Origin of the sequence: Limnobacter olei (assembly GCF_029087225.1) — a bacterium.
Taxonomy (GTDB): Bacteria; Pseudomonadota; Gammaproteobacteria; order Burkholderiales; family Burkholderiaceae_B; genus Limnobacter; species Limnobacter olei.
Genome location: NZ_JARFJD010000016.1, coordinates 16,104 through 35,241, shown reverse-complemented (window position 1 = coordinate 35,241; position 19,138 = coordinate 16,104). Strand labels below are relative to the sequence as shown.

At 51.5% G+C, this 19,138-nt stretch carries 21 protein-coding genes and 1 pseudogene; 20 read left to right on the top strand and 2 right to left on the bottom strand.

Annotated features, from left to right (window positions below; all coding sequences use genetic code 11):
- The first annotated feature begins 1 nt into the window (after window position 1).
- Complete coding sequence (locus tag PY990_RS10565) at window positions 2-958, top strand: S49 family peptidase (RefSeq protein WP_275271560.1); 957 nt, start codon at window positions 2-4, stop codon at window positions 956-958.
- A 17-nt stretch (window positions 959-975) separates the two neighbouring features.
- On the opposite strand, the gene PY990_RS10560 is transcribed toward PY990_RS10565, so the two are convergent.
- Together PY990_RS10560 and PY990_RS10555 are read right to left on the bottom strand one after the other, a co-directional pair.
- Window positions 976-1,671 (bottom strand): SAM-dependent methyltransferase, encoded by a 696-nt coding sequence (locus tag PY990_RS10560; RefSeq protein ID WP_275271559.1) that lies wholly within the window; start codon window positions 1,669-1,671, stop codon window positions 976-978.
- Window position 1,672: 1 nt separating this feature from the next.
- Window positions 1,673-2,254, bottom strand: a complete 582-nt coding sequence (locus PY990_RS10555) for a Maf family protein (protein WP_275271558.1) — start codon at window positions 2,252-2,254, stop codon at window positions 1,673-1,675.
- Window positions 2,255-2,328: 74 nt separating this feature from the next.
- On the opposite strand from PY990_RS10555, the gene PY990_RS10550 reads away from it, so the two are divergent.
- The 19 genes and pseudogenes from PY990_RS10550 to acpS all read left to right on the top strand — a co-directional run bounded on the left by PY990_RS10550 (window position 2,329) and on the right by acpS (window position 19,121).
- Entirely contained in the window at window positions 2,329-2,919 is a 591-nt protein-coding gene (locus PY990_RS10550; RefSeq protein ID WP_275271557.1) for a YceD family protein, read from the top strand.
- Window positions 2,920-2,943: 24 nt separating this feature from the next.
- Window positions 2,944-3,126 (top strand): 50S ribosomal protein L32, encoded by a 183-nt coding sequence (gene rpmF / locus PY990_RS10545; RefSeq protein ID WP_008249122.1) that lies wholly within the window; start codon window positions 2,944-2,946, stop codon window positions 3,124-3,126.
- A 65-nt stretch (window positions 3,127-3,191) separates the two neighbouring features.
- Window positions 3,192-4,184: pseudogene (gene plsX / locus PY990_RS10540) on the top strand (phosphate acyltransferase PlsX); the annotation flags it as partial.
- A gap of 89 nt (window positions 4,185-4,273) precedes the next feature.
- Complete coding sequence (locus PY990_RS10535) at window positions 4,274-5,251, top strand: beta-ketoacyl-ACP synthase III (protein WP_275271555.1); 978 nt, start codon at window positions 4,274-4,276, stop codon at window positions 5,249-5,251.
- Between the two features lie 37 nt (window positions 5,252-5,288).
- Window positions 5,289-6,233, top strand: coding sequence for an ACP S-malonyltransferase (fabD, locus tag PY990_RS10530; protein WP_275271554.1), 945 nt, complete (start codon window positions 5,289-5,291; stop codon window positions 6,231-6,233).
- Window positions 6,234-6,246: 13 nt separating this feature from the next.
- Window positions 6,247-6,999, top strand: coding sequence for a 3-oxoacyl-ACP reductase FabG (gene fabG / locus PY990_RS10525; RefSeq protein WP_275271553.1), 753 nt, complete (start codon window positions 6,247-6,249; stop codon window positions 6,997-6,999).
- Window positions 7,000-7,081: 82 nt separating this feature from the next.
- On the top strand, window positions 7,082-7,321 hold the full coding sequence (gene acpP, locus PY990_RS10520) for an acyl carrier protein (RefSeq protein WP_008249131.1): 240 nt from the start codon (window positions 7,082-7,084) through the stop codon (window positions 7,319-7,321).
- An 85-nt stretch (window positions 7,322-7,406) separates the two neighbouring features.
- Window positions 7,407-8,645 carry a beta-ketoacyl-ACP synthase II gene (fabF, locus tag PY990_RS10515; protein WP_105029035.1) on the top strand — a complete coding sequence of 413 codons (1,239 nt, stop codon included), beginning with the start codon at window positions 7,407-7,409 and terminating at the stop codon, window positions 8,643-8,645.
- A 396-nt stretch (window positions 8,646-9,041) separates the two neighbouring features.
- Window positions 9,042-9,644 carry an RNA polymerase sigma factor RpoE gene (gene rpoE / locus PY990_RS10510; protein ID WP_008249133.1) on the top strand — a complete coding sequence of 201 codons (603 nt, stop codon included), beginning with the start codon at window positions 9,042-9,044 and terminating at the stop codon, window positions 9,642-9,644.
- 16 nt (window positions 9,645-9,660) lie between these two features.
- Window positions 9,661-10,311, top strand: a complete 651-nt coding sequence (locus PY990_RS10505) for a sigma-E factor negative regulatory protein (protein ID WP_146106686.1) — start codon at window positions 9,661-9,663, stop codon at window positions 10,309-10,311.
- Window positions 10,312-10,325: 14 nt separating this feature from the next.
- Window positions 10,326-11,306, top strand: a complete 981-nt coding sequence (locus PY990_RS10500) for a MucB/RseB C-terminal domain-containing protein (RefSeq protein WP_275271552.1) — start codon at window positions 10,326-10,328, stop codon at window positions 11,304-11,306.
- A gap of 15 nt (window positions 11,307-11,321) precedes the next feature.
- Entirely contained in the window at window positions 11,322-12,806 is a 1,485-nt protein-coding gene (locus tag PY990_RS10495; protein WP_275271551.1) for a DegQ family serine endoprotease, read from the top strand.
- A 124-nt stretch (window positions 12,807-12,930) separates the two neighbouring features.
- Window positions 12,931-14,724 (top strand): translation elongation factor 4, encoded by a 1,794-nt coding sequence (lepA, locus tag PY990_RS10490; RefSeq protein ID WP_275271687.1) that lies wholly within the window; start codon window positions 12,931-12,933, stop codon window positions 14,722-14,724.
- A 2-nt stretch (window positions 14,725-14,726) separates the two neighbouring features.
- Entirely contained in the window at window positions 14,727-15,593 is an 867-nt protein-coding gene (lepB, locus tag PY990_RS10485; RefSeq protein ID WP_105029040.1) for a signal peptidase I, read from the top strand.
- A gap of 20 nt (window positions 15,594-15,613) precedes the next feature.
- Window positions 15,614-16,330: a ribonuclease III gene (gene rnc / locus PY990_RS10480; protein WP_105029041.1), complete on the top strand. Its 717-nt coding sequence runs from the start codon at window positions 15,614-15,616 to the stop codon at window positions 16,328-16,330.
- A 1-nt stretch (window position 16,331) separates the two neighbouring features.
- Window positions 16,332-17,228, top strand: a complete 897-nt coding sequence (gene era / locus PY990_RS10475; protein ID WP_275271550.1) for a GTPase Era — start codon at window positions 16,332-16,334, stop codon at window positions 17,226-17,228.
- Complete coding sequence (gene recO / locus PY990_RS10470; protein WP_275271549.1) at window positions 17,221-17,955, top strand: DNA repair protein RecO; 735 nt, start codon at window positions 17,221-17,223, stop codon at window positions 17,953-17,955. Before era ends, recO begins: the two co-directional genes overlap by 8 nt.
- The gene (locus PY990_RS10465; protein WP_171098974.1) at window positions 17,952-18,692 is read left to right on the top strand and encodes a pyridoxine 5'-phosphate synthase; all 741 of its coding nucleotides are present in this window, start codon (window positions 17,952-17,954) and stop codon (window positions 18,690-18,692) included. Before recO ends, PY990_RS10465 begins: the two co-directional genes overlap by 4 nt.
- A 24-nt stretch (window positions 18,693-18,716) precedes the next feature.
- A complete protein-coding gene (gene acpS, locus PY990_RS10460; RefSeq protein WP_275271548.1) occupies window positions 18,717-19,121 on the top strand; it encodes a holo-ACP synthase in 405 nt (134 codons plus the stop codon).
- Window positions 19,122-19,138: the final 17 nt, after the last annotated feature.

Here is a 19,138-nt window from a genome sequence, read left to right as displayed (position 1 = left end):
GATGAGTGACGAAAACAATCAATGGGAACGCAAGCTTCTTGAAAAACTGGCGTCTGAAGCACTGGTTGAGCAGCGCCGAAAGCGTCGTTGGGGTATTTTTTTCAAGTTGATTGGTTTGGTGTATGTGGGCATTTTGATTGCCTCTGTGTTGGGACTCACCACCACCCCTAGCCTTGAAGTCAGTCGGCACACCGCTTTAGTCGATCTTGATGGGGTCATTGCCAGCGATAGCCTCGCGAGTGCGGACAGAATTAACTCCAGCCTTCGAACAGCATTTGAGAGCGAAGGCTCCGTCGGTGTCATTCTACGCATCAATAGCCCTGGCGGTAGTCCTGTTCAGGCAGGTTTGATCAATGATGAGATCAAGCGCCTTCGCGCAAAGTATCCTCAAAAGCCTTTCTATGCAGTGGTAGAAGAGGTGTGCGCATCTGGTGGGTATTATGTCGCGGCGGCTGCAGATAAAATTTATGTCGACAAGGCCAGTTTGGTAGGTTCTATCGGCGTGGTCATGAATGGTTTCGGCTTCACAGGCACTATGGAGAAACTGGGCGTCGAACGCCGCTTGATCACCGCGGGTGAAAACAAGGGCTTTCTCGATCCCTTCAGTGAAGCAGACCCCTACCAAACTGAATTTGCCAAGCAAATGGCGGCGGAAATTCATCAGCAGTTTATTCAGGTCGTGAAACAAGGGCGAGGTGAAAAACTGGTCCAAAACCCCGAATTGTTCAGTGGTTTGGTCTGGACCGGCGCCAAGAGTGTCGAGTTGGGCTTGGCCGACGAGCTGGGTTCAATTGACACTGTTGCACGTGACGTGTTGAAGGCTGAAGATATTTTGGACTACACCGAGCAGGATTCATTTGCGGAGCGTTTCGCCGAGCGTGTCGGTGTGGTGTTCGGGCAGGGTGTTCGCAGTGTGTTTCCGGAGTTCGGTGCTCGCCAAACCCTCGGTTTTCAATAATACGATTGCTCGGTAGATCAGGCCGATAGCCACAAAAACAGGCAAGGTAACTTGCCTGGAGTTGGCACACTTTTTTTCCATTGCGCCACAGTTTTGGTGTGAATTTGCTGCTCGTCGCCTGTCAGGTCCCAGCCAATGCACAGCAATGTAGAGTCTGAAAGCTGTTTTAAAAGTGCTTCAATCAGTTTTTCGTTCCTGAAAGGCGTTTCGATCACGATTTGGGTGCATTGCTGAACCTTAGACTCCCGCTCAGTTTGCTTGATCCACGTATCGCGCTGCGCAGGATCTAAGGGGGGGTAACCGTAAAAGCGGAAATTCTGACCATTCAAGCCACTGCCCATCAAGGCCAATAAAATAGAGCTTGGTCCAACCAAAGGGTGAACAGGGCATTGCAGCCGATGTGCCAATGCCACAATTTCTGCACCGGGGTCGGCCACGCCGGGGCAGCCAGCGTCACTCATCACTGCGATGGGTTCTCCCGCCTTGCAGCGCTGAACAATATTCTGGCGTTGCTGTGGGGTCAGTTGCGCAATTTCAAGTATTTGAAGATCCCGAATGGCCACTGGCATGTTGAATTGCCCCAGTGCAGCCCTGGCAGGTTTTGCGTTCTCCACCAGCCAGGTGTTGCATTGCCGTACCAGGGGCAGGTCGGCCTCCAGCACAGGCTGTTTTGGGGTTTTCTGGCTGAGTGGGCTTGGAATCAAATAAAGCATGTCAGGGCAAGATGAGTTCGAATTGTCGAAGTGCGTTTGCCACTTCGATCAGAGGTAGTCCTATCAGAGCAGTTGGGTCGCTCGATTCAATCCTCTTGAGCAGCGAAATGCCCAGCCCCTCACTTTTCGCCGAGCCTGCGCAGTCGTAAGGCTCTTCTGCAATTAAATAGCGTTCAATTTCCGCGGCGTTCAACTCTCGAAACTCAACTGAAGTGGGCACAGTAAATTCCACCGTTTGCGAAGTTTCATGGCAACAAATGCAAACCGCCGTGTGAAACACAATTGTTTTTCCGCTCATGCTGCGCAATTGTGCACGAGCCCTGTCATGGTTGCCCGGCTTGCTAATGGCCACGCCCTCCACGTCGGCCACTTGATCCGAACCAATTACAATCGCGGCTGGGTGTTCTGTTGCCACAGCCATGGCTTTTTCCCGGGCCAGGCGCTTGCAGGTATCCAGCGGGGCTTCATCTGGTTCAGGTGATTCGTCAATTTGGGGAGATTCGCACCTGAAGTTGATTTGCAAGCGAGTCAACAACTCACGGCGATACTTGGAACTGGAGGCTAGATACAGTGAACGGGTCATTTGAATAGCGCGCTGGCTTTGACAGATTACGTTAAGCAGAGTATTATCGCGCGTTTCCTGCTTTTCTTATCGGCATGCGCCAAAAAAGCCCATTAAAACAGTTTGATGAATTCGACGCATGGTCGTTTTCTCGATTGGGTGAAAGCATCCGCAGTGAAAATGTGAAGTTTGACTTCCCGAGGCTGGCGAGCGACGAGAATATTTTGTCCAGTCAAATCGAGAATTGGGAAGTGTCCGGGCGAATCAACGCCAAGTCTGAAAGTGTTATCCGGTTCAAAGGCCGGTTTACCGCAGAGCTTTCTTGTGTAGTGTGTGGTTCAGGTGTGCAGCACGCCATCGACTTTGATCGTCATTTGATTTTGATGACTTCTGAAGCGCAGGCCGACAGCTATGATGAAGACACTCTCGACGAAGACACAGACGTTGTTGCGTGCCCGGGTGCGATAAACTTGCGAGATTGGCTGGAAGATGAAATTTTGTTGGCATGCCCCATGTTCCCCAAGCATGATGCCTGCGCTGAAGAAGCCGGGCGAAGCTGGCGAGAAGAGGGCGCCGATATTGAAGATACTGACGACCATCAGGATGACACTGCTGATGGCCCAACACAGGAAGTACAGCGTCCTTTTGCCAACCTGAGCGATTTGCTCAAGAGAAGCAAGAAGTAACACTTTTATACATGGAGCTTTAAAATGGCCGTTCAACAGAACAAAAAATCACCTTCGAAGCGTGGCATGCACCGCTCACACCAGAACCTGACAGCGCCAACTTTGTCCGCTGATTCCTCTTCTGGTGAAACCCACCTGCGCCACCACATCAGCCCCAATGGCATGTACCGTGGCAAGAAAGTAGTAAAAACCAAAGCTGACGAGTAATTATTTACAAATCAACAAGGCAACTGCAGTCATGTTGCCATGAAAACCAAAAGGTCTAAGAACGGATGGTTCGCATAGCGATTGATTGCATGGGTGGAGACCACGGTTTGTCGGTCACCATCCCGGCCTGTTTGCGCTTTCTCAAGCAGCACCCCGATGTTCAGCTAGTGCTCGTCGGAAAGCAGGCTGAAATAGAGGCGGCCTTGGCCAAGAAAAAGGCTTTGGAGCATCCCCAAATCACCATTCGTCACGCCAGTGAGGTGGTTGAAATGGATGAACCGCCAGCACAAGCCTTGCGCAACAAGAAAGACTCATCCATCCGAGTGTGTGCCAACCTGGTAAAAGACGGGTTGGCGTCCGCATTCGTCAGTGCAGGTAACACTGGCGCGCTGATGGCCATTTCCCGTTTTGTGCTCAAGACCTTGGATAGCATTGATCGGCCAGCAATTGCCTCGGCCTTGCCCAATATGAAAGGCAAAGGCACGCTGATGCTCGACCTTGGAGCCAACGTGGATTGCGAACCGGCCCATTTGTTTCAGTTCGCTGTCATGGGATCGGCCTTCGTGAAAGGTACTGAGGGAATTGAAAAGCCCACAGTGGGTTTGCTGAATATTGGTGAGGAAGTGATCAAGGGCAATGATGTGGTCAAAAAGGCCTCGGAATTGTTGCGCGCCAGCGAATTGAACTTCTACGGCAACGTAGAAGGCAACGATATTTACAAAGGCACCACCGACGTAGTGGTGTGTGACGGTTTTGTGGGCAATGTGGCCCTGAAAACGTCTGAGGGTCTGGCACAAATGCTGGGCGATATAATAAAGACAGAGTTCAAGAGAGGCCTGTGGCCCAAAGTTGCTGCTGTTTTTGCAGCGCCAGTGTTGCTTCGATTCAAAAAAAGGGTGGACCACCGCCGCTACAACGGAGCTGCATTGCTTGGGCTGAAAGGGATTGTGATCAAAAGCCACGGCTCGGCAGATGCCTATGCCTTCTTCTATGCGATCAAGCGAGCTTACGATGCAGCCAACGGCAATTTGCTGGACAGCATCAGACTCACCATGTCGCACTATGTGCCATTGGCCGCTCCGGCGTCGAATAGCACTCAAGAGGTAGCAGCTGCACCAGTCGAGGCAAAACCAGACCAAGTGATTTAATGTCTCAATACAGTGCAATCCTTGGCACCGGCGCAAGCCTGCCAAGGCGTGCGGTTTCAAACCAGGAGCTGACTGAGTTTCTTGCTAAAAAAGGCGTGGAAACCAGTGCAGAATGGATTGAAACGCGCACCGGAATCAAGCAAAGATACCTTTGCGAAGCCGATGAAACCAATTGTCAAATGGCCAGCAGGGCCGCGTTGCAGGCTCTGAAGGCCGCAGGCGTTCTGCCCGATCAAGTGGACTTGATTGTGTTGGCTACCTCAACCCCTGATCAGGTTTTTCCATCCACTGCCTGCGCAGTTCAAGCTGAAATTGGCGCCAAAAAAGCCATGGCTTTCGATATTCAGGCCGTGTGCAGTGGCTTCGTGTATGCGTTGACTGTTGCTGATTCCATGATCCGTTCCGGTCAGGTCGCTAACGCGCTGGTCATTGGTTCTGAGGTGTTTAGCCGCCTGATGGACTGGAATGACCGCACGACCTGCGTGTTGTTTGGCGATGGTGCTGGTGCGGTATTCATTCAAGCCAGTTCCGAGCCGGGAATATTAGGCTGTAAGTTGCACTCCGACGGCACCCTTGGCTGTATTTTGAACGCGACTGGCCGCATTGAAGGCGGGAAAATTATTGGTGATCCCTTTTTACGCATGGATGGCCAAGCCGTGTTTCGTCAGGCTGTATCCGTGTTGGGCAGCAATGCGCTTGAACTGTTTGAAAGCCTTGATTTCAAGCTCGAAGACCTCGATTTTCTGGTGCCACACCAAGCCAATGTTCGAATTTTGCATTCAGTTGCGAAAAAACTGAAGCTTCCTGAAGAAAGGGTTGTCATCACTGTCGGTATGCATGGAAACACGTCTGCCGCCTCGGTTCCCTTGGCTTTGAACCATGCAATTGAGCAAAAACAGATTAAAAAAGGCGATAACGTGCTGTTACAGGGTGTCGGGGGCGGTTTTACATGGGGCAGCGTGCTTGTTCGCATGTAAAATAGCGCAAATTGCAAATTAGATGAATTCCTCGAAAATGACAAAGAAAATCGCCTTCCTGTTTCCAGGGCAGGGTTCGCAATCGGTAGGCATGCTGAACGCCTTCAAAACCAACAATGCCACAGCGAGCCTTTACACCACGGCAGCGCTCGAGGCAGAGCAGGCTTTGGGGCAAAATCTTGCTGCGTTAATCGAGCAAGGGCCTGCCGAGTCGCTCAACTTGACCACCAATACACAGCCAGCCATGTTGATGGCCGACGTGCTTGTGTTGCGCGCTTGGCTAGCCGCGGGTGGTAGTGCGCCCGACTTGGTGGCAGGTCACTCTTTGGGTGAATATGCTGCTTTGGTGGCTGCTGGCGTGTTCAGTTTTTCCGAGGGCCTGGGGCTCGTTCGAATTCGCGCGCAGGCCATGCAAGAGGCAGTTCCTGTCGGGCAAGGCGGCATGGCCGCCATTTTGGGTTTGACCGATGAGCAAGTCACACAAGCCTGTCAGCAGGCCTGTGTGAATGGAGAAGTGGCTGAGGCGGTGAATTTCAATGCGCCCAGCCAAGTGGTCATCGCAGGCAGTGCACAAGGCGTAAAAGCGGCTTGCGAAGCCGCCAAGGCACTGGGTGCCAAGCGCGCCCTTGAGTTGCCTGTGTCCGCGCCTTTCCATTCCAGCTTAATGAAGCCCGCCTCGGTTAAATTGGCGACTGCTTTGGCCAGCACAAATTTCAATTCTCCGGCAGTGCCTGTGTACAACAACATTGATGTCGCTGTAGAATCCGATCCCGCAAGAATTCGCGACGCGCTGGTGCGCCAGGCCTATGGCCCTGTTCGTTGGGTTGAAACCATTCAAGCCATGACTGCTGCGGGCACAACGTTGTTCGTGGAGTGTGGCCCTGGGAAGGTTTTGGCAGGATTGGTGAAACGAATCAGCGATGTGCCCGTGGTCAATATTTTTGATCCGGACAGCATTCAAGCGGCGCTTGTCGCCGAATAAAAGGATTAGCCGAATGACCATGTTTGATTTGACCGGAAAAGTGGCCTTGGTGACAGGCGCAAGTCGCGGTATAGGCCGGGAAATTGCTGTCACTTTGGGCAGAGCAGGCGCCGCTGTAGTTGGCACGGCCACATCGGAAGCTGGCGCAGCCGATATCTCGGAAGGTTTGAAAGCGGCTGGCATCAAAGGCTTCGGAGCGGTGCTTAATGTGACCGACACGGAAGGTCTTGAGCCTTTGTTTTCAAGAATTGCTGAAGAATTAGGGCCAATGACAATTTTGGTCAATAACGCCGGTATTACCCGTGACCAGTTGTCCATGCGTATGAAAGACGAAGATTGGGATGCCGTGATCGCCACCAACCTGACAGCGGTGTTCAAGTTATCCAAGCTGGCCATGAAACCCATGATGAAGGCGCGTACTGGTCGCATGATCAACATCACATCCGTGGTAGGTACCAGTGGCAATGCTGGGCAGGCCAATTATGCTGCGGCCAAAGCTGGCGTGGCCGGAATGACAAAAGCGCTTGCGCGTGAACTGGGAAGCCGCAATATCACGGTAAACTGTGTGGCGCCCGGATTTATCCAAACTGACATGACTGATGCACTGAATGAAACACAGGTGGATCAGTTGAAGCAACAAATCCCGTTGGGCCGTATGGGGCAGGTAGGCGATATTGCTGCGGCAGTGTTGTACCTGGCCAGCGACCAGGCGGGGTATGTAACTGGAACCACATTACACGTGAATGGTGGAATGTGGATGGGCTAATAACAAGGCATTTAGAATATGATCTGTCATATCGCTTTGTTATTCTCACTCGATTTTATTAAAAACCCACGGAGGCTCCGTAATGGAAAACATCGAACAGCGCGTTAAAAAGATTGTGGCCGAGCAACTCGGCGTAAAAGAAGAGGAAATCAAGAACGAATCTTCTTTCGTAGATGATCTGGGCGCTGATTCCTTGGACACAGTGGAACTGGTCATGGCTTTGGAAGAAGAATTTGAAACAGAAATTCCTGACGAAGAAGCTGAAAAGATCACCACAGTTCAACAAGCGATTGATTACGTTAAGACAAACTCTAAGTCTTAATGGCTGAATTTGAAGGGGTGCAGAGGAAGCCTAGCTTTCCTCGGCCCCTGCCTGTTCAAGCAAACATTGGATAAAGGGAGGGCTTGTGAGCCGTAGACGAGTTGTTATTACCGGTTTGGGCATCATTAGCCCTGTGGGTAATTCTGTTAGCGAGGCTTGGACAAGCCTGACCCAAGGCAAATCTGGCATTTCGACCATTACCCGGTTCGAAACCGAGGCTCTGACCGCAAAAATTGCTGGTGAAGTGAAGGGCTTCGACGTGGCTGAATACATTCCTGGCAAAGAAGCCGCCCGGATGGATACGTTTATCCATTATGGGTTGGCTGCAGGTATTCAAGCATTCAAAGATTCAGGTCTTGAAGTGACCGAACAAAATTCTGAACGAATTGGTGTGAGCATTGGCTCAGGCATTGGTGGTTTACCGATGATTGAAGACACACACACCGATTTGATCAACAAAGGGTATCGCCGTATTTCCCCGTTCTTCGTGCCTGGCAGCATTATCAACATGATTTCTGGTCACATGTCCATTATGTATGGCCTGAAAGGCCCGAATATTGCCATGGTGACCGCTTGCACAACAGGTACGCATTCAATCGGCGAGGCTGCGCGCATTATCGAATACGGTGACGCGGATGTCATGATTGCCGGCGGTGCTGAATCAACTGTGTCACCACTGGGCATTGGTGGCTTTGCTGCAATGCGCGCTTTGTCTACCCGCAATGATGACCCCACAGCCGCAAGTCGCCCTTGGGACAAGGACCGTGATGGGTTTGTTTTAGGCGAAGGCGCCGGTGTGCTCGTGCTTGAGGAATTTGAGCATGCCAAAAAGCGTGGTGCAAAAATTTATGGCGAGGTGGTGGGTTATGGCATGAGTGCCGACGCTAGCCATATGACTGCTCCTTGCGCAGATGGAGACGGTGCAGCGCGTTGCATGAAAGCCGCTTTGCGCAATGCTGGCATGAATCCCGATGATGTGAATTACGTGAATGCGCACGGCACGTCGACGCCCTTGGGTGATGTGGCAGAAACCATGGCAGTCAAGCGAGCACTGGGCGATCACGCCTACAAAACTGTGATCAATTCAACCAAAAGCATGACAGGTCATCTGTTGGGTGCTGCGGGCGGTATTGAAGCAGTATTTACGGCGTTGGCGGTTCACCACCAGGTTTCTCCACCCACCATCAATTTGATTGAAGCGGGTGAGGGTTGTGACCTCGATTACTGCGCGAACACGGCCCGTGAGATGAACATCAAACTGGCCTTGTCTAACTCCTTTGGCTTTGGCGGTACCAACGGTACTTTGGCCATTGCACGGGTGTAACGGGGCGCTCCTTGTCAAACACACGGTCGGGCAGCATGTTGAATGAATTTACATTCGCTGCCCGAGTTGTATCTGCCTCGCGCAAATCTGAAAAGCTTGTGTTCAATTTCACCTCCGAATGCGATTCAAGCATGCACATAAAATTTGATCCCCGGTTTTTTCTACTTCGCGCAACATCAAATGGCTTGGAGTATGGCCTGGTTTCCTTTTATCGGGCTTGGGTTTTGCCGTTCGGTATTTTCCTGTTTCCACAACAATCGGTGCTGCTGAAATCCAGGGTTTTGTTCGTGCCTGCTTCCTCCTCGGCTTTTCGGCAGTTGCGTATTTTGGTGTGTCGGCTGCAGTCACATGAAAATGGGGATAAGCCCTCACTTTCCAGCTATTTTTGGAGGATGAATGTCCTCCGATAAAGACGATGATCTGTTGATCGTTCAGCGTGTTCAGGCTGGTGACAAACTCGCGTTCAACTTGTTGGTCAACAAATACCACAGGCGAGTTGCCCGCTTGCTCACGCGCATGGTTCGCAATCAGGAAGACATTGAGGACGTGGTGCAGGAAACCTTCATCAAGGCCTACAGGGCAATCGGTAATTTTCGGGGTGACAGTGCGTTTTACACTTGGATATACCGTATTGCCATCAATACAGCCAAGAATTTGTTGGTGACCCAAGGGCGTCGTCCTTCTACCCTGAAAGAATCAAATGACGGGGACAGTGAAACTTTTGAAGACAATGCTGCTCTTAGTAACATTGATACGCCGGAATCGCTCTACCAAACCAAGCAGATCGGTGAAGCGGTCAATGAGGCCATGGCGGCGTTGCCTGAAGAGTTGCGGTCGGCAATTGTCATGCGCGAGATTGATGGCCTGAGTTACGAAGAGATTGCTGCAGCAATGGATTGCCCAATTGGCACGGTTCGATCGCGAATCTTCCGCGCCAGAGAATCTATTGCAGCAAAAATCAAACCTTTGTTGGAACCCAAAGGCAGCAAGCGTTGGTAAACCGGTGAGTGTAGAAATGAACAGAAACGAACAAATTTCCGCGATGTTGGATGGCGAGCTTGATGAGGTTGAGCTTAAATTCCTTCTTGAGGCCATGGGGGCTGAAGAAGCCCAGACCTGGCAAGGCTATTGCGCGGTGGGCGACTTGATTCGTTCCAGCGAGATGATTGCATTTCACTCTCCGGATTTGGTAGGGCGCATTGCGGCAAGTCTTGAAAGTGAACCAACAGTGGTCGCGCCGGTGCTAGCGACCCAAATTGGTCGTCAAACTGCGTTGCAACGCGTGTTTGCGGCAGGGCGCTCGCGCCGTTTGTTGGCCTCGGTGGCTGCGGTGGGGTTTTTCAGCTTTGCATTGAACCAAGCAGTTCCGCCCTTGGACAGCCAGGTTCAAATGGTTCGAACGCAAGCAGTCGAAAACACATTTACGGATCAAGAGCTGGCACTTTGGCAAGAGTATTTCATGGCCCATCAGCAAAACAGCATTCGAGGCGGGTTGTCTGGTGTGTCCCCGATCGCCCGGGTGGAAGCTGATCGCCCGATGCTGGACAATACGGAAACCATCATCGTGAACAATTCTGGCGCTGGCGAATGGATGAATGTGTGGGAACCTTCCCCATACAGCACGGATCCCAGTGTTGAGTTCAACTACGTTTCATCCAGCCGCTAAATGACATTGAAACCATGAAGATGTACCGCCCGTTTCACTTTGCCAAACATTTTGCAACCGGCGTTTTGTTGGCTTCGGTGGCTTTGACCGCTCAGGCAGACCAAAGCCTTTGGAGTTTGGTGTGGGCCAGCCATGATCAAGCCAAGTTCTTGAGTTATTCCGGGTTGTTGATCACCGAGTCTGGCAAACATTCCCAAACCAGTAAGTTGCTGCATCAAGCAACAGCGGGCAGTGAGTTCGAGGTTCTTGAGCGTTTGGATGGGCAGCCTGCAAAATGGATTCGACACAACGATCAAATTCAATGTGTTATCCCCGATCGGAAAATGATTCTGACCGAGCGACGCCACACTTCGATCGCCTTTCCACGAGTGCTTGCGGGTGCTGACGGCTCCAATTCGCTTGAAAAACTGTACACAATCAGCGAAATGCCAGGGCGCCGAGTGGCTGGCCGTGCAGTCCGGGTGCTGAAGTTGACCCCCAAAGACGATCTGCGTTACGAATACCGTTTGTATGTGGATCGCGAAAAAAAGCTTTTAATGCGTTCAGAATTGTATTCTCCGCAGGGTGAAGTTCTAGAAAACGTGGGTTTCAAGGAAATATCATTTGAACCGGCAATGATTGAAAATCCCTCTTTAGTCAAAGCGGGGCCGGGTTGGCGAACCAATAGTACCGAAGTGCGTACACTGACATCCGATGAATTAAGTTACGATTTGCCAGACCTTGCGTTTGGGTTCAAGAAGGCTGACACGGTTTGCAGGGTAAAGTCCAAAGACGATCAAATTCACCAAACAGTGTATTCGGATGGTTTGTCGACTTTGTCTGTGTTTATTCAGAAAGTTCAGGCCAATCACTCCATGCCGCAAGTGCCCATGAGCCACGGCGCAGTGATGTCGAAGTCTGAAACTCAGGGGCAACACCTGGTGACAGTACTGGGCGAAGTTCCCGAGAAAACCTTGGGACTGTTTCTTAAGTCCGTTCGTTGGAAGTCTCAATAACAAGGAAATTTTTAAATGAGATCTGAAGTGTTGAATTCCCGAAATTTTGTATGGATGGCCTTTTTTTTGCTGGCTACCCTGTTTTTTGCTGGCGCGATGCCAGCCCATGCACAGACCAATTCGCGCGGCTTGCCTGACTTTTCCGATTTGGTGGACCGTGTTGGCCCAGCAGTAGTCAACATTCGCACCACTCAAAAAGTAAGCCAGAATCCGCAGGGCTTCCCCGGTTTTCCGGGTATGGATCCCAACGATCCGTTCTTCGAGTTTTTCCGCAGATTCATGCCGCCCGGCACACCCATGCCAGGACAGCCGGGTCAGCCCGGACAGGCGCCTCGTGGTGGTCAGCAGGCCCCAGAACGTGAAGTGCCGAGTGGTGTTGGATCGGGCTTCGTCATTGATTCCGATGGCTATCTTTTGACCAATCATCATGTCGTGGATGGTGCTGAATCAATCATTGTGACTTTCCCTGACAAGCGTGAATTCAAGGGCAAGGTCATTGGTTCGGACCAGCGCACCGACGTTGCTTTGGTCAAAATTGAAGGCAAAAGCCTGCCATTTCTGAAAATCGGCAATGTGAACAACACCAAGGTAGGTCAATGGGTTGTTGCGATTGGCTCACCTTTCGGTCTTGAAAACTCGGTAACCGCTGGGATTGTGAGTGCCAAAGGGCGCGATACAGGCGAGTATTTGCCCTTCATTCAAACGGATGTGGCCGTTAACCCTGGTAACTCCGGTGGTCCCTTGTTGAATCTGGATGGAGAAGTCATTGGGATCAACTCCCAGATTTACAGCCGCACCGGCGGCTTCATGGGCATTTCCTTCGCCATTCCGATTGACGAAGCCATGCGTGTGGCCAAGCAATTGCGCGAGAACGGGAAAGTAAGCCGGGGGCGCATTGGCGTGGGCATCGGCGAAGTGGATAAAGATGTGGCCAAGGCTTTGGGACTCGATTCCGCTGTGGGTGCGCTGGTAGGTTCGGTCGGCAAAGACAGTCCGGCTGACAAAGCCGGTGTGATTGCGGGCGATATTATTTTGCGATTTGATGGAAAGAAAGTGGAGAAGGCCTCCGACTTGCCGCGCATCGTGGGTGAAACCAAGCCAGGAAGCAAAGTGAACATGGTGTTGTGGCGCAAGGGTGCCGAGAAAACCGTGTCGATTACCGTGGCAGAGTTTGAAAATGAAGCGGCAAAACCAGCAGCGGCACCCGCTGAAAAACCAAAGCCTGTTGAGGCCGATAAACTTGGTTTGACTGTGACTGATCCAACTGCGCAAGAGAAATCTGCCTTGAACCTCACTGGTGGTGTGGTGGTGCGCAATGCGGTGGGTATGGCTGCATCGGCTGGTATTACCGCGGGTGATGTCATTTTGCGAGTGGGTCGAACCGACATCACCTCGGCCAAGCAGTTTGCCGACTTGGTGAAGGCGATTCCAAAGGGGCAGGCAGCCCCAATGTTGGTACGCCGTGGAGAGAACTCTTTCTTCGTGGTGCTGACACCCTGAGCCTTTAGTTCTGAACAACTCGGCAGGCCTCGCGAAATATGCTGTAAAGCAAGGCCTGATCGGGTAAAATGACACGTTACCGAAATTTTCAGGGGGCCGAGCAGCCCCCTTTTTAATGATGCAAATGCAGCACATACGCAATTTTTCGATCATCGCCCACATTGATCACGGGAAATCCACGCTTGCCGACCGCTTGATTCAGAAATGCGGTGGCTTGAGCGACCGGGAAATGGATTCTCAAGTGCTTGATTCGATGGACATTGAGCGAGAGCGTGGCATCACGATCAAAGCGCAGACCGCAGCGCTCACGTACAAAGCCAAAGACGGCAACACCTATTTGCTCAATTTGATTGACACACCGGGGCACGTTGACTTTTCTTACGAAGTAAGCCGGTCATTGTCAGCCTGCGAGGGCGCTTTGCTGGTTGTTGATGCCTCGCAGGGCGTCGAGGCCCAAACTGTGGCCAATTGCTACACAGCCTTGGACCTGGGTGTTGAAGTATTGCCCGTGTTGAACAAAATTGATTTGCCACAAGCCGACCCTGAAAATGCCAAATCTGAAATTGAAGATGTGATTGGCATTGATGCTTCGGAGGCCATTGCCATTTCCGCAAAAACCGGTCTGGGCGTGGACGATGTGCTGGAGCTGATCGTCAACAAGGTGCCACCTGCTCGCGGCAGTCGAGATGCACCTTTGCAAGCCTTGATCATCGACAGTTGGTTTGACAACTATGTGGGTGTGGTGATGTTGGTCCGCGTGATCAACGGTGTGCTCAACCGCAAAGACAAAATCAAGCTGATGGCCACAGGCGACACCTACATTGCAGACGACGTGGGTGTGTTTACGCCCAAGTCGGTTGCGCGTGAATCGCTGTCTGCTGGCGAGGTGGGGTACATCAACGCAGGTATCAAATTGCTTGAGAGTGCGAAGGTTGGCGACACAGTCACCTTGGCTGGCAAGCCAGCTGACAAACCCCTGCCTGGTTTCAAGGAAGTGCAGTCGCAGGTGTTTGCTGGTTTGTTCCCTGTGGAATCAAATCAATACGAGGCCTTGCGTGAGGCTTTGGACAAACTGCGTTTGAACGATGCTGCCCTGAATTACGAGCCCGAAGTGTCTCAGGCTTTGGGCTTTGGTTTCCGTTGCGGATTCCTGGGCATGTTGCACATGGACATTGTGCAGGAGCGCCTGGAACGTGAATTTGACATGGACTTGATTACGACTGCCCCCACGGTGGTGTATGAAATCAAGCAGCGCGATGGCACCATACTTCGAGTGGACAATCCGTCGAAAATGCCTGATCTGAGCCGGGTTGATGAAATTCGTGAACCGATTGTGATTGTGAATTTGTTGATGCCACAGGAGTATGTGGGGTCGGTAATGACGCTGTGCACGGGGCGGCGTGGTACGCAAACCAATATGGTTTACCACGGGCGGCAGGTGCGTATTACGTTTGAGATGCCCATGGCCGAGATCGTTCTCGACTTTTTCGACAAACTGAAATCGACTTCGCGAGGCTATGCGTCCATGGACTATTCCTTCAAGGAATACAGGCCAGCAGACATTGTGAAAGTGGACATGTTGATTAACGGTGAGAAAGTGGATGCCTTGTCGATCATGGTTCACCGAAGCAATGCGGTTTACCGTGGCCGTGCAGTGGCAGGCAAAATGCGGGAAATCATTTCTCGTCAAATGTTTGACGTGGCAATTCAAGCGGCGATCGGCGCCAATATTATTGCCCGTGAAACTGTGAAAGCCTTGCGTAAAAACGTGTTGGCCAAGTGTTACGGCGGCGATATTTCACGCAAGAAAAAGCTGTTGGAAAAGCAGAAGGCAGGCAAGAAACGCATGAAGCAGGTCGGTAACGTGGAAATTCCGCAAGAGGCGTTTTTGGCCATTCTCCAAGTGGAAGACAAATAACAATGAATTTTTCCCTGATCCTGTTTTTGCTGGTGTTGTTCACCGGCTTTTTCTATGTGCTTGATGTGTTTGTGTTCAAGCCAAAACGAAAAATGGCAGCAGAGCAAGCCTTGGCTGGTGCAGGGGGCAATGCCAACCTGAATGGTGATGCCGAAAGGCGAATTCGCCAGCAGTACATGAAGCAGCCCTTGTGGCTGGAATACAGTGCGAGCTTCTTTCCGGTCATTTTGTTTGTGTTTGTGTTGCGCTCGTTTGTGGTGGAGCCGTTCAAAATTCCATCTGGATCGATGATTCCAACTTTGCTGATTGGCGACCTTATTCTGGTGAACAAATTCACCTACGGTATTCGCTTGCCAATCGTCGACAAAAAAATCATTCCAATCAATGATCCTCAGCGTGGTGATGTCATGGTGTTTCGTTACCCGCTTGACCCCTCCCTGGATTACATCAAGCGCGTGGTGGGCGTGGGTGGTGACGTGGTGGAATATCGAAACAAGAAGCTGTCGATTAATGGTCAGGTACTACCAGTGAAGGAACTGGACAAGTACTACGACCCCAATAATTTTTCGTATTCACTGCAATTTCAGGAAACCCTGGGCGGTAAAAAACACCTGGTATTGAATGATGAAGACGCGCCGCCTTACGTGATTGGTGCGCAGTCGTTCAAGAATCGGGACAACTGCAAATACGATGTCACAGGCTTTCGCTGTGTGGTACCGCAGGGGCATTATTTCATGATGGGCGACAACCGGGACAACTCAAGCGACAGCCGCATTTGGGGCTTCGTTTCGGATGAGCAAGTGGTTGGCAAGGCATTTTTGGTGTGGATGAACTTCAATGACTTTTCCCGAATTGGCTTGTTTCATTAAAGCCAGCCTGGAGGTATTGAGTGGATAGTTCAAAGTATTCAAGTCTTGAAGCGGCATTGGGGTACTCGTTCAAAGACCAGGCCTTGCTTCACCTTGCCTTGACACATCGCAGCTACAGCAGCCATCACAATGAGCGTCTGGAATTTCTGGGTGACAGTGTACTGAACTGTGCGGCTTCCATTTTGTTGTTTGAAACGCATCCCGACATGGATGAAGGCAAAATGTCGCGTGTGCGCTCGCATCTTGTCAAACAAGACTGCTTGGCCATGGTGGGTCGCAATCTGTTGCTGGATCAATATTTGTTTTTGGGTGCGGGCGAGCTTCGCAGTGCGAAAACCATCAAGGACAGCATTGTTGCCGATGCACTTGAGGCCCTTTTTGGTGCCATCCTTTTGGATTCGGGCTTTGAGGCAGCCCGCGATTGCGTGGTGCGTTTGCTCAAGCCTGTGATGCTTGAAACTCCAATCGAGTCCATGGGCAAAGACCCCAAAACCCGCCTGCAGGAATTGCTGCAGGGCAAGCGCATGAAACTGCCCATGTACCGTGTGTTGGTAGAGGGTGGAACCTCTGCCAGTCCCGAATTCAGTGTGGAATGCGCGGTTGAAGACCTTGAAATTACCAAGGTTGGGCAGGGGCATTCTCGCCGGGTGGCTGAGCAACACGCCGCGCAAGCGGTGCTTATCGAATTGCTTGAACGGGAGTATTCTGATCCCAATCAAGCCAGCAGGAGGCAATAACATGGCCGAATCAAAATGCGGCGTGATTGCCGTGGTGGGGCGCCCCAATGTGGGCAAGTCTACCCTTATGAATGGAATGATCGGCGAGCATTTGTCGATCACCTCCAGCAAGCCACAAACCACGCGTCACCGGGTGCTCGGTGTAATGACCGAGACCATCAAAGACGTGCCCACCCAGTTTATTTTTGTGGACACACCCGGCTTTCAAACCAAGCATTCAAATGCCCTGAATAAAACCATGAACCGCGCCGTGCTTACTGCGTTGGCTGACGTGAATGTAATTTTGTGGGTGATAGAGCAAGGCAAGTTGACCCCGGCCGACATGAAGGTGCTGGAGTTGTGCCCGAAGGGTGTGCCGCTGGTGGCGGTGGTGAACAAGGTGGATTTGCTGGAAAAGAAAGCCGAGATGTTGCCTTTTCTTCAAAAGGTAAGTGGGCAACGTAATTTTGATGCAATTGTGCCGTTGAGTGCGCAGGCCATTAAAAATCTGGATGCGCTAAAAGAAGCAGTGTCAGCCCTGTTGCCCGAGCAACCTTTCTTTTACGACGAAGACACCCTGACGGACCGTCCTGAAAAATTTCTTGCCGCAGAGCGTATTCGGGAGAAGCTGTTTCGCTTGGTGGGCGATGAGTTGCCTTATACCTGCACAGTGGTGATCGATAAATTCGAGATTGAAGAAGGTCGCAGGGTTATTTATGCCTCGATCCTGGTGGATCGCTCTTCCCACAAGGCCATGATTATTGGCAAGGGTGGCGAGAAACTGAAACGAATCGGTTCGGAAGCACGCCAGGACATGGAGCGTTTGTTTGGTGGCAGCGTGCATCTTGAAACTTGGGTGAAGGTGCGCAGCGGATGGGCTGACAACGCGACCCTGCTTCAAAGCCTGGGGTATGAATAACACTCGGTCTAACACTGATTTTGCCTATGTACTGCACAGTGTGCCGTACAAGGAAACCAGTTTGATTGTTGAGCTGTTTTGCAAGGAACACGGGCGCCTGCCAGTGGTAGCGAAGGGTGCAAAAAGACCGCATTCAGGTTTGCGGGCAGTGTTGGTCAGCTTTCAGCCGCTTTCAGTGCGCTTTACTGGCAAGTCGGAAGTAAAAACCCTGATGCAAGCCGAGTGGCTGGGCGGTTTGATGTCGCCAGATGGCAAAGCATTGTTTGCAGCGTACTATCTGAATGAGCTGCTGATGCGCGGTTTAAGCCGTGAGGACACGCACCCTGATCTGTTTGAGTTGTATCAGAATACCTTGCTGGGTTTGGCTGGGGGCGATGACATGAATGTGTGTATTCGTCAGTTTGAGGTGGGTTTGCTTCAGTCCCTGGGCTACGGCTTTGATTGGCAACAAGACAGGGCCGGTGTTGCAATTGATCCCGATCGTCACTACGTGTGGCAAGAGCAGGAAGGCTGGGCTCCCTCAGACGGGGGAACTGTAAACAATTCGACGAACAGCAGCGTTGAACAGCTAGTCCAGGGTTTGTGGATTGCTGAAATTCACAATGGCATTTGGTCAAAGTCTGCTGCAAGTGCCTTGAAACCAATTACCCGCAAACTGTTGATGACGCACATTGCGCCGAATGGTTTGATGTCTAGAGTCTGGATGGAGCATTTGTTAAGAGCATGATTGAACTCGGTGTAAACATTGATCACGTGGCCACGATCCGCCAGGCCCGCAGAGGGCACGAGCCCGATCCATTGAGGGCCGCTTTGCTGGCGGAAGAGTATGGGGCAGACGCCATCACCGTGCATGTTCGCGAGGACAGGCGCCACATGCAGGATGACGATGTGCGCCGAATTCGACCTTTGATCAGTACACGCATGAACTTTGAATGTGCGGTGGTTGAGGAAATGATTCGCCTGGTGGAGGACGTAAAGCCTCAGGATGTGTGTTTTGTGCCGGAACGCCGGGAAGAGGTAACCACGGAAGGCGGCCTGGATGTGATTGGTGGTTTTCACCTGATCGCACCTGCTGTGGCACGCTTAAAAGACCAGGGAATGCGAATTTCGCTGTTCATTGATCCAGACTTGGATCAAATCGAGGCTGCTTTGAAATGCGGCGCAGACGCGATTGAGTTGCACACCGGGCGTTATGCCCACGCGCTGGGATCTGCGGTTGAGCTCGAGCTGTCCAGAATTCGGAAGTCGGCCAATTTCGGTGTGGCCGAAGGGTTGAGGGTAAACGCCGGGCACGGCTTGAACTACGACAATGTGCAGCCTGTGGCCGCGATTGAAACCATTTCAGAGTTGAATATTGGGCACAGCATTGTAGCCAATGCGGTGTTCATGGGTTGGGAAGGCGCTATCAAGAAAATGAAAGAGTTGATGATTTCAGCGAAGTTGGAATCAATTCGGCCACGATAGGCTAAATATAGGTTTAATTGCCCAATGATAGACGACATCTTAGGTTTGGGTTGTGACATTCTCGAGGTGAGTCGTCTCGAGGGTTTGCTGCGCAAGGGCAGGGATGTTTTTATCAAGCGCGTGCTGACACCCGCCGAGATTGATGAATACGAGCGCCGGTCTGACAAATCGGCCATTCGGGGCACACTGTTTGTTGCAACACGCTATTGCGCCAAGGAAGCCTTTTCAAAGGCCATGGGCACAGGAGTGGGTGCCCAATTTTCGTTTCAGGATTTGTCGGTGTTGAACAGCGATTCCGGGGCACCCGTTTTGGTCTATTCCGAACGCCTCGAGAATTGGTTACAGTCCCGCAGGGCTCAGGCAAAAATTTCCATCAGTGATGAACAGAATTACGTGATGTCAACGGTTATTTTGTATTCAAAACAATAAATTACATTAAGGAATTC

Bases quoted from the DNA above. Each gene is read 5' to 3' on its own strand.
- PY990_RS10550 (WP_275271557.1), top strand. From the start codon at position 2,329: ATGCGCCAAAAAAGCCCATTAAAACAGTTTGATGAATTCGACGCATGG.
- PY990_RS10560 (WP_275271559.1), bottom strand. From the start codon at position 1,671: ATGCTTTATTTGATTCCAAGCCCACTCAGCCAGAAAACCCCAAAACAG.
- PY990_RS10535 (WP_275271555.1), top strand. From the start codon at position 4,274: ATGTCTCAATACAGTGCAATCCTTGGCACCGGCGCAAGCCTGCCAAGG.
- PY990_RS10495 (WP_275271551.1), top strand. From the start codon at position 11,322: ATGAGATCTGAAGTGTTGAATTCCCGAAATTTTGTATGGATGGCCTTT.
- recO (WP_275271549.1), top strand. From the start codon at position 17,221: ATGAATAACACTCGGTCTAACACTGATTTTGCCTATGTACTGCACAGT.
- PY990_RS10505 (WP_146106686.1), top strand. From the start codon at position 9,661: ATGAACAGAAACGAACAAATTTCCGCGATGTTGGATGGCGAGCTTGAT.
- fabD (WP_275271554.1), top strand. From the start codon at position 5,289: ATGACAAAGAAAATCGCCTTCCTGTTTCCAGGGCAGGGTTCGCAATCG.
- rpoE (WP_008249133.1), top strand. From the start codon at position 9,042: ATGTCCTCCGATAAAGACGATGATCTGTTGATCGTTCAGCGTGTTCAG.
- acpP (WP_008249131.1), top strand. From the start codon at position 7,082: ATGGAAAACATCGAACAGCGCGTTAAAAAGATTGTGGCCGAGCAACTC.
- PY990_RS10555 (WP_275271558.1), bottom strand. From the start codon at position 2,254: ATGACCCGTTCACTGTATCTAGCCTCCAGTTCCAAGTATCGCCGTGAG.
- era (WP_275271550.1), top strand. From the start codon at position 16,332: ATGGCCGAATCAAAATGCGGCGTGATTGCCGTGGTGGGGCGCCCCAAT.
- PY990_RS10565 (WP_275271560.1), top strand. From the start codon at position 2: ATGAGTGACGAAAACAATCAATGGGAACGCAAGCTTCTTGAAAAACTG.
- rpmF (WP_008249122.1), top strand. From the start codon at position 2,944: ATGGCCGTTCAACAGAACAAAAAATCACCTTCGAAGCGTGGCATGCAC.
- lepB (WP_105029040.1), top strand. From the start codon at position 14,727: ATGAATTTTTCCCTGATCCTGTTTTTGCTGGTGTTGTTCACCGGCTTT.
- PY990_RS10500 (WP_275271552.1), top strand. From the start codon at position 10,326: ATGAAGATGTACCGCCCGTTTCACTTTGCCAAACATTTTGCAACCGGC.
- lepA (WP_275271687.1), top strand. From the start codon at position 12,931: ATGCAGCACATACGCAATTTTTCGATCATCGCCCACATTGATCACGGG.
- PY990_RS10465 (WP_171098974.1), top strand. From the start codon at position 17,952: ATGATTGAACTCGGTGTAAACATTGATCACGTGGCCACGATCCGCCAG.
- fabG (WP_275271553.1), top strand. From the start codon at position 6,247: ATGACCATGTTTGATTTGACCGGAAAAGTGGCCTTGGTGACAGGCGCA.
- acpS (WP_275271548.1), top strand. From the start codon at position 18,717: ATGATAGACGACATCTTAGGTTTGGGTTGTGACATTCTCGAGGTGAGT.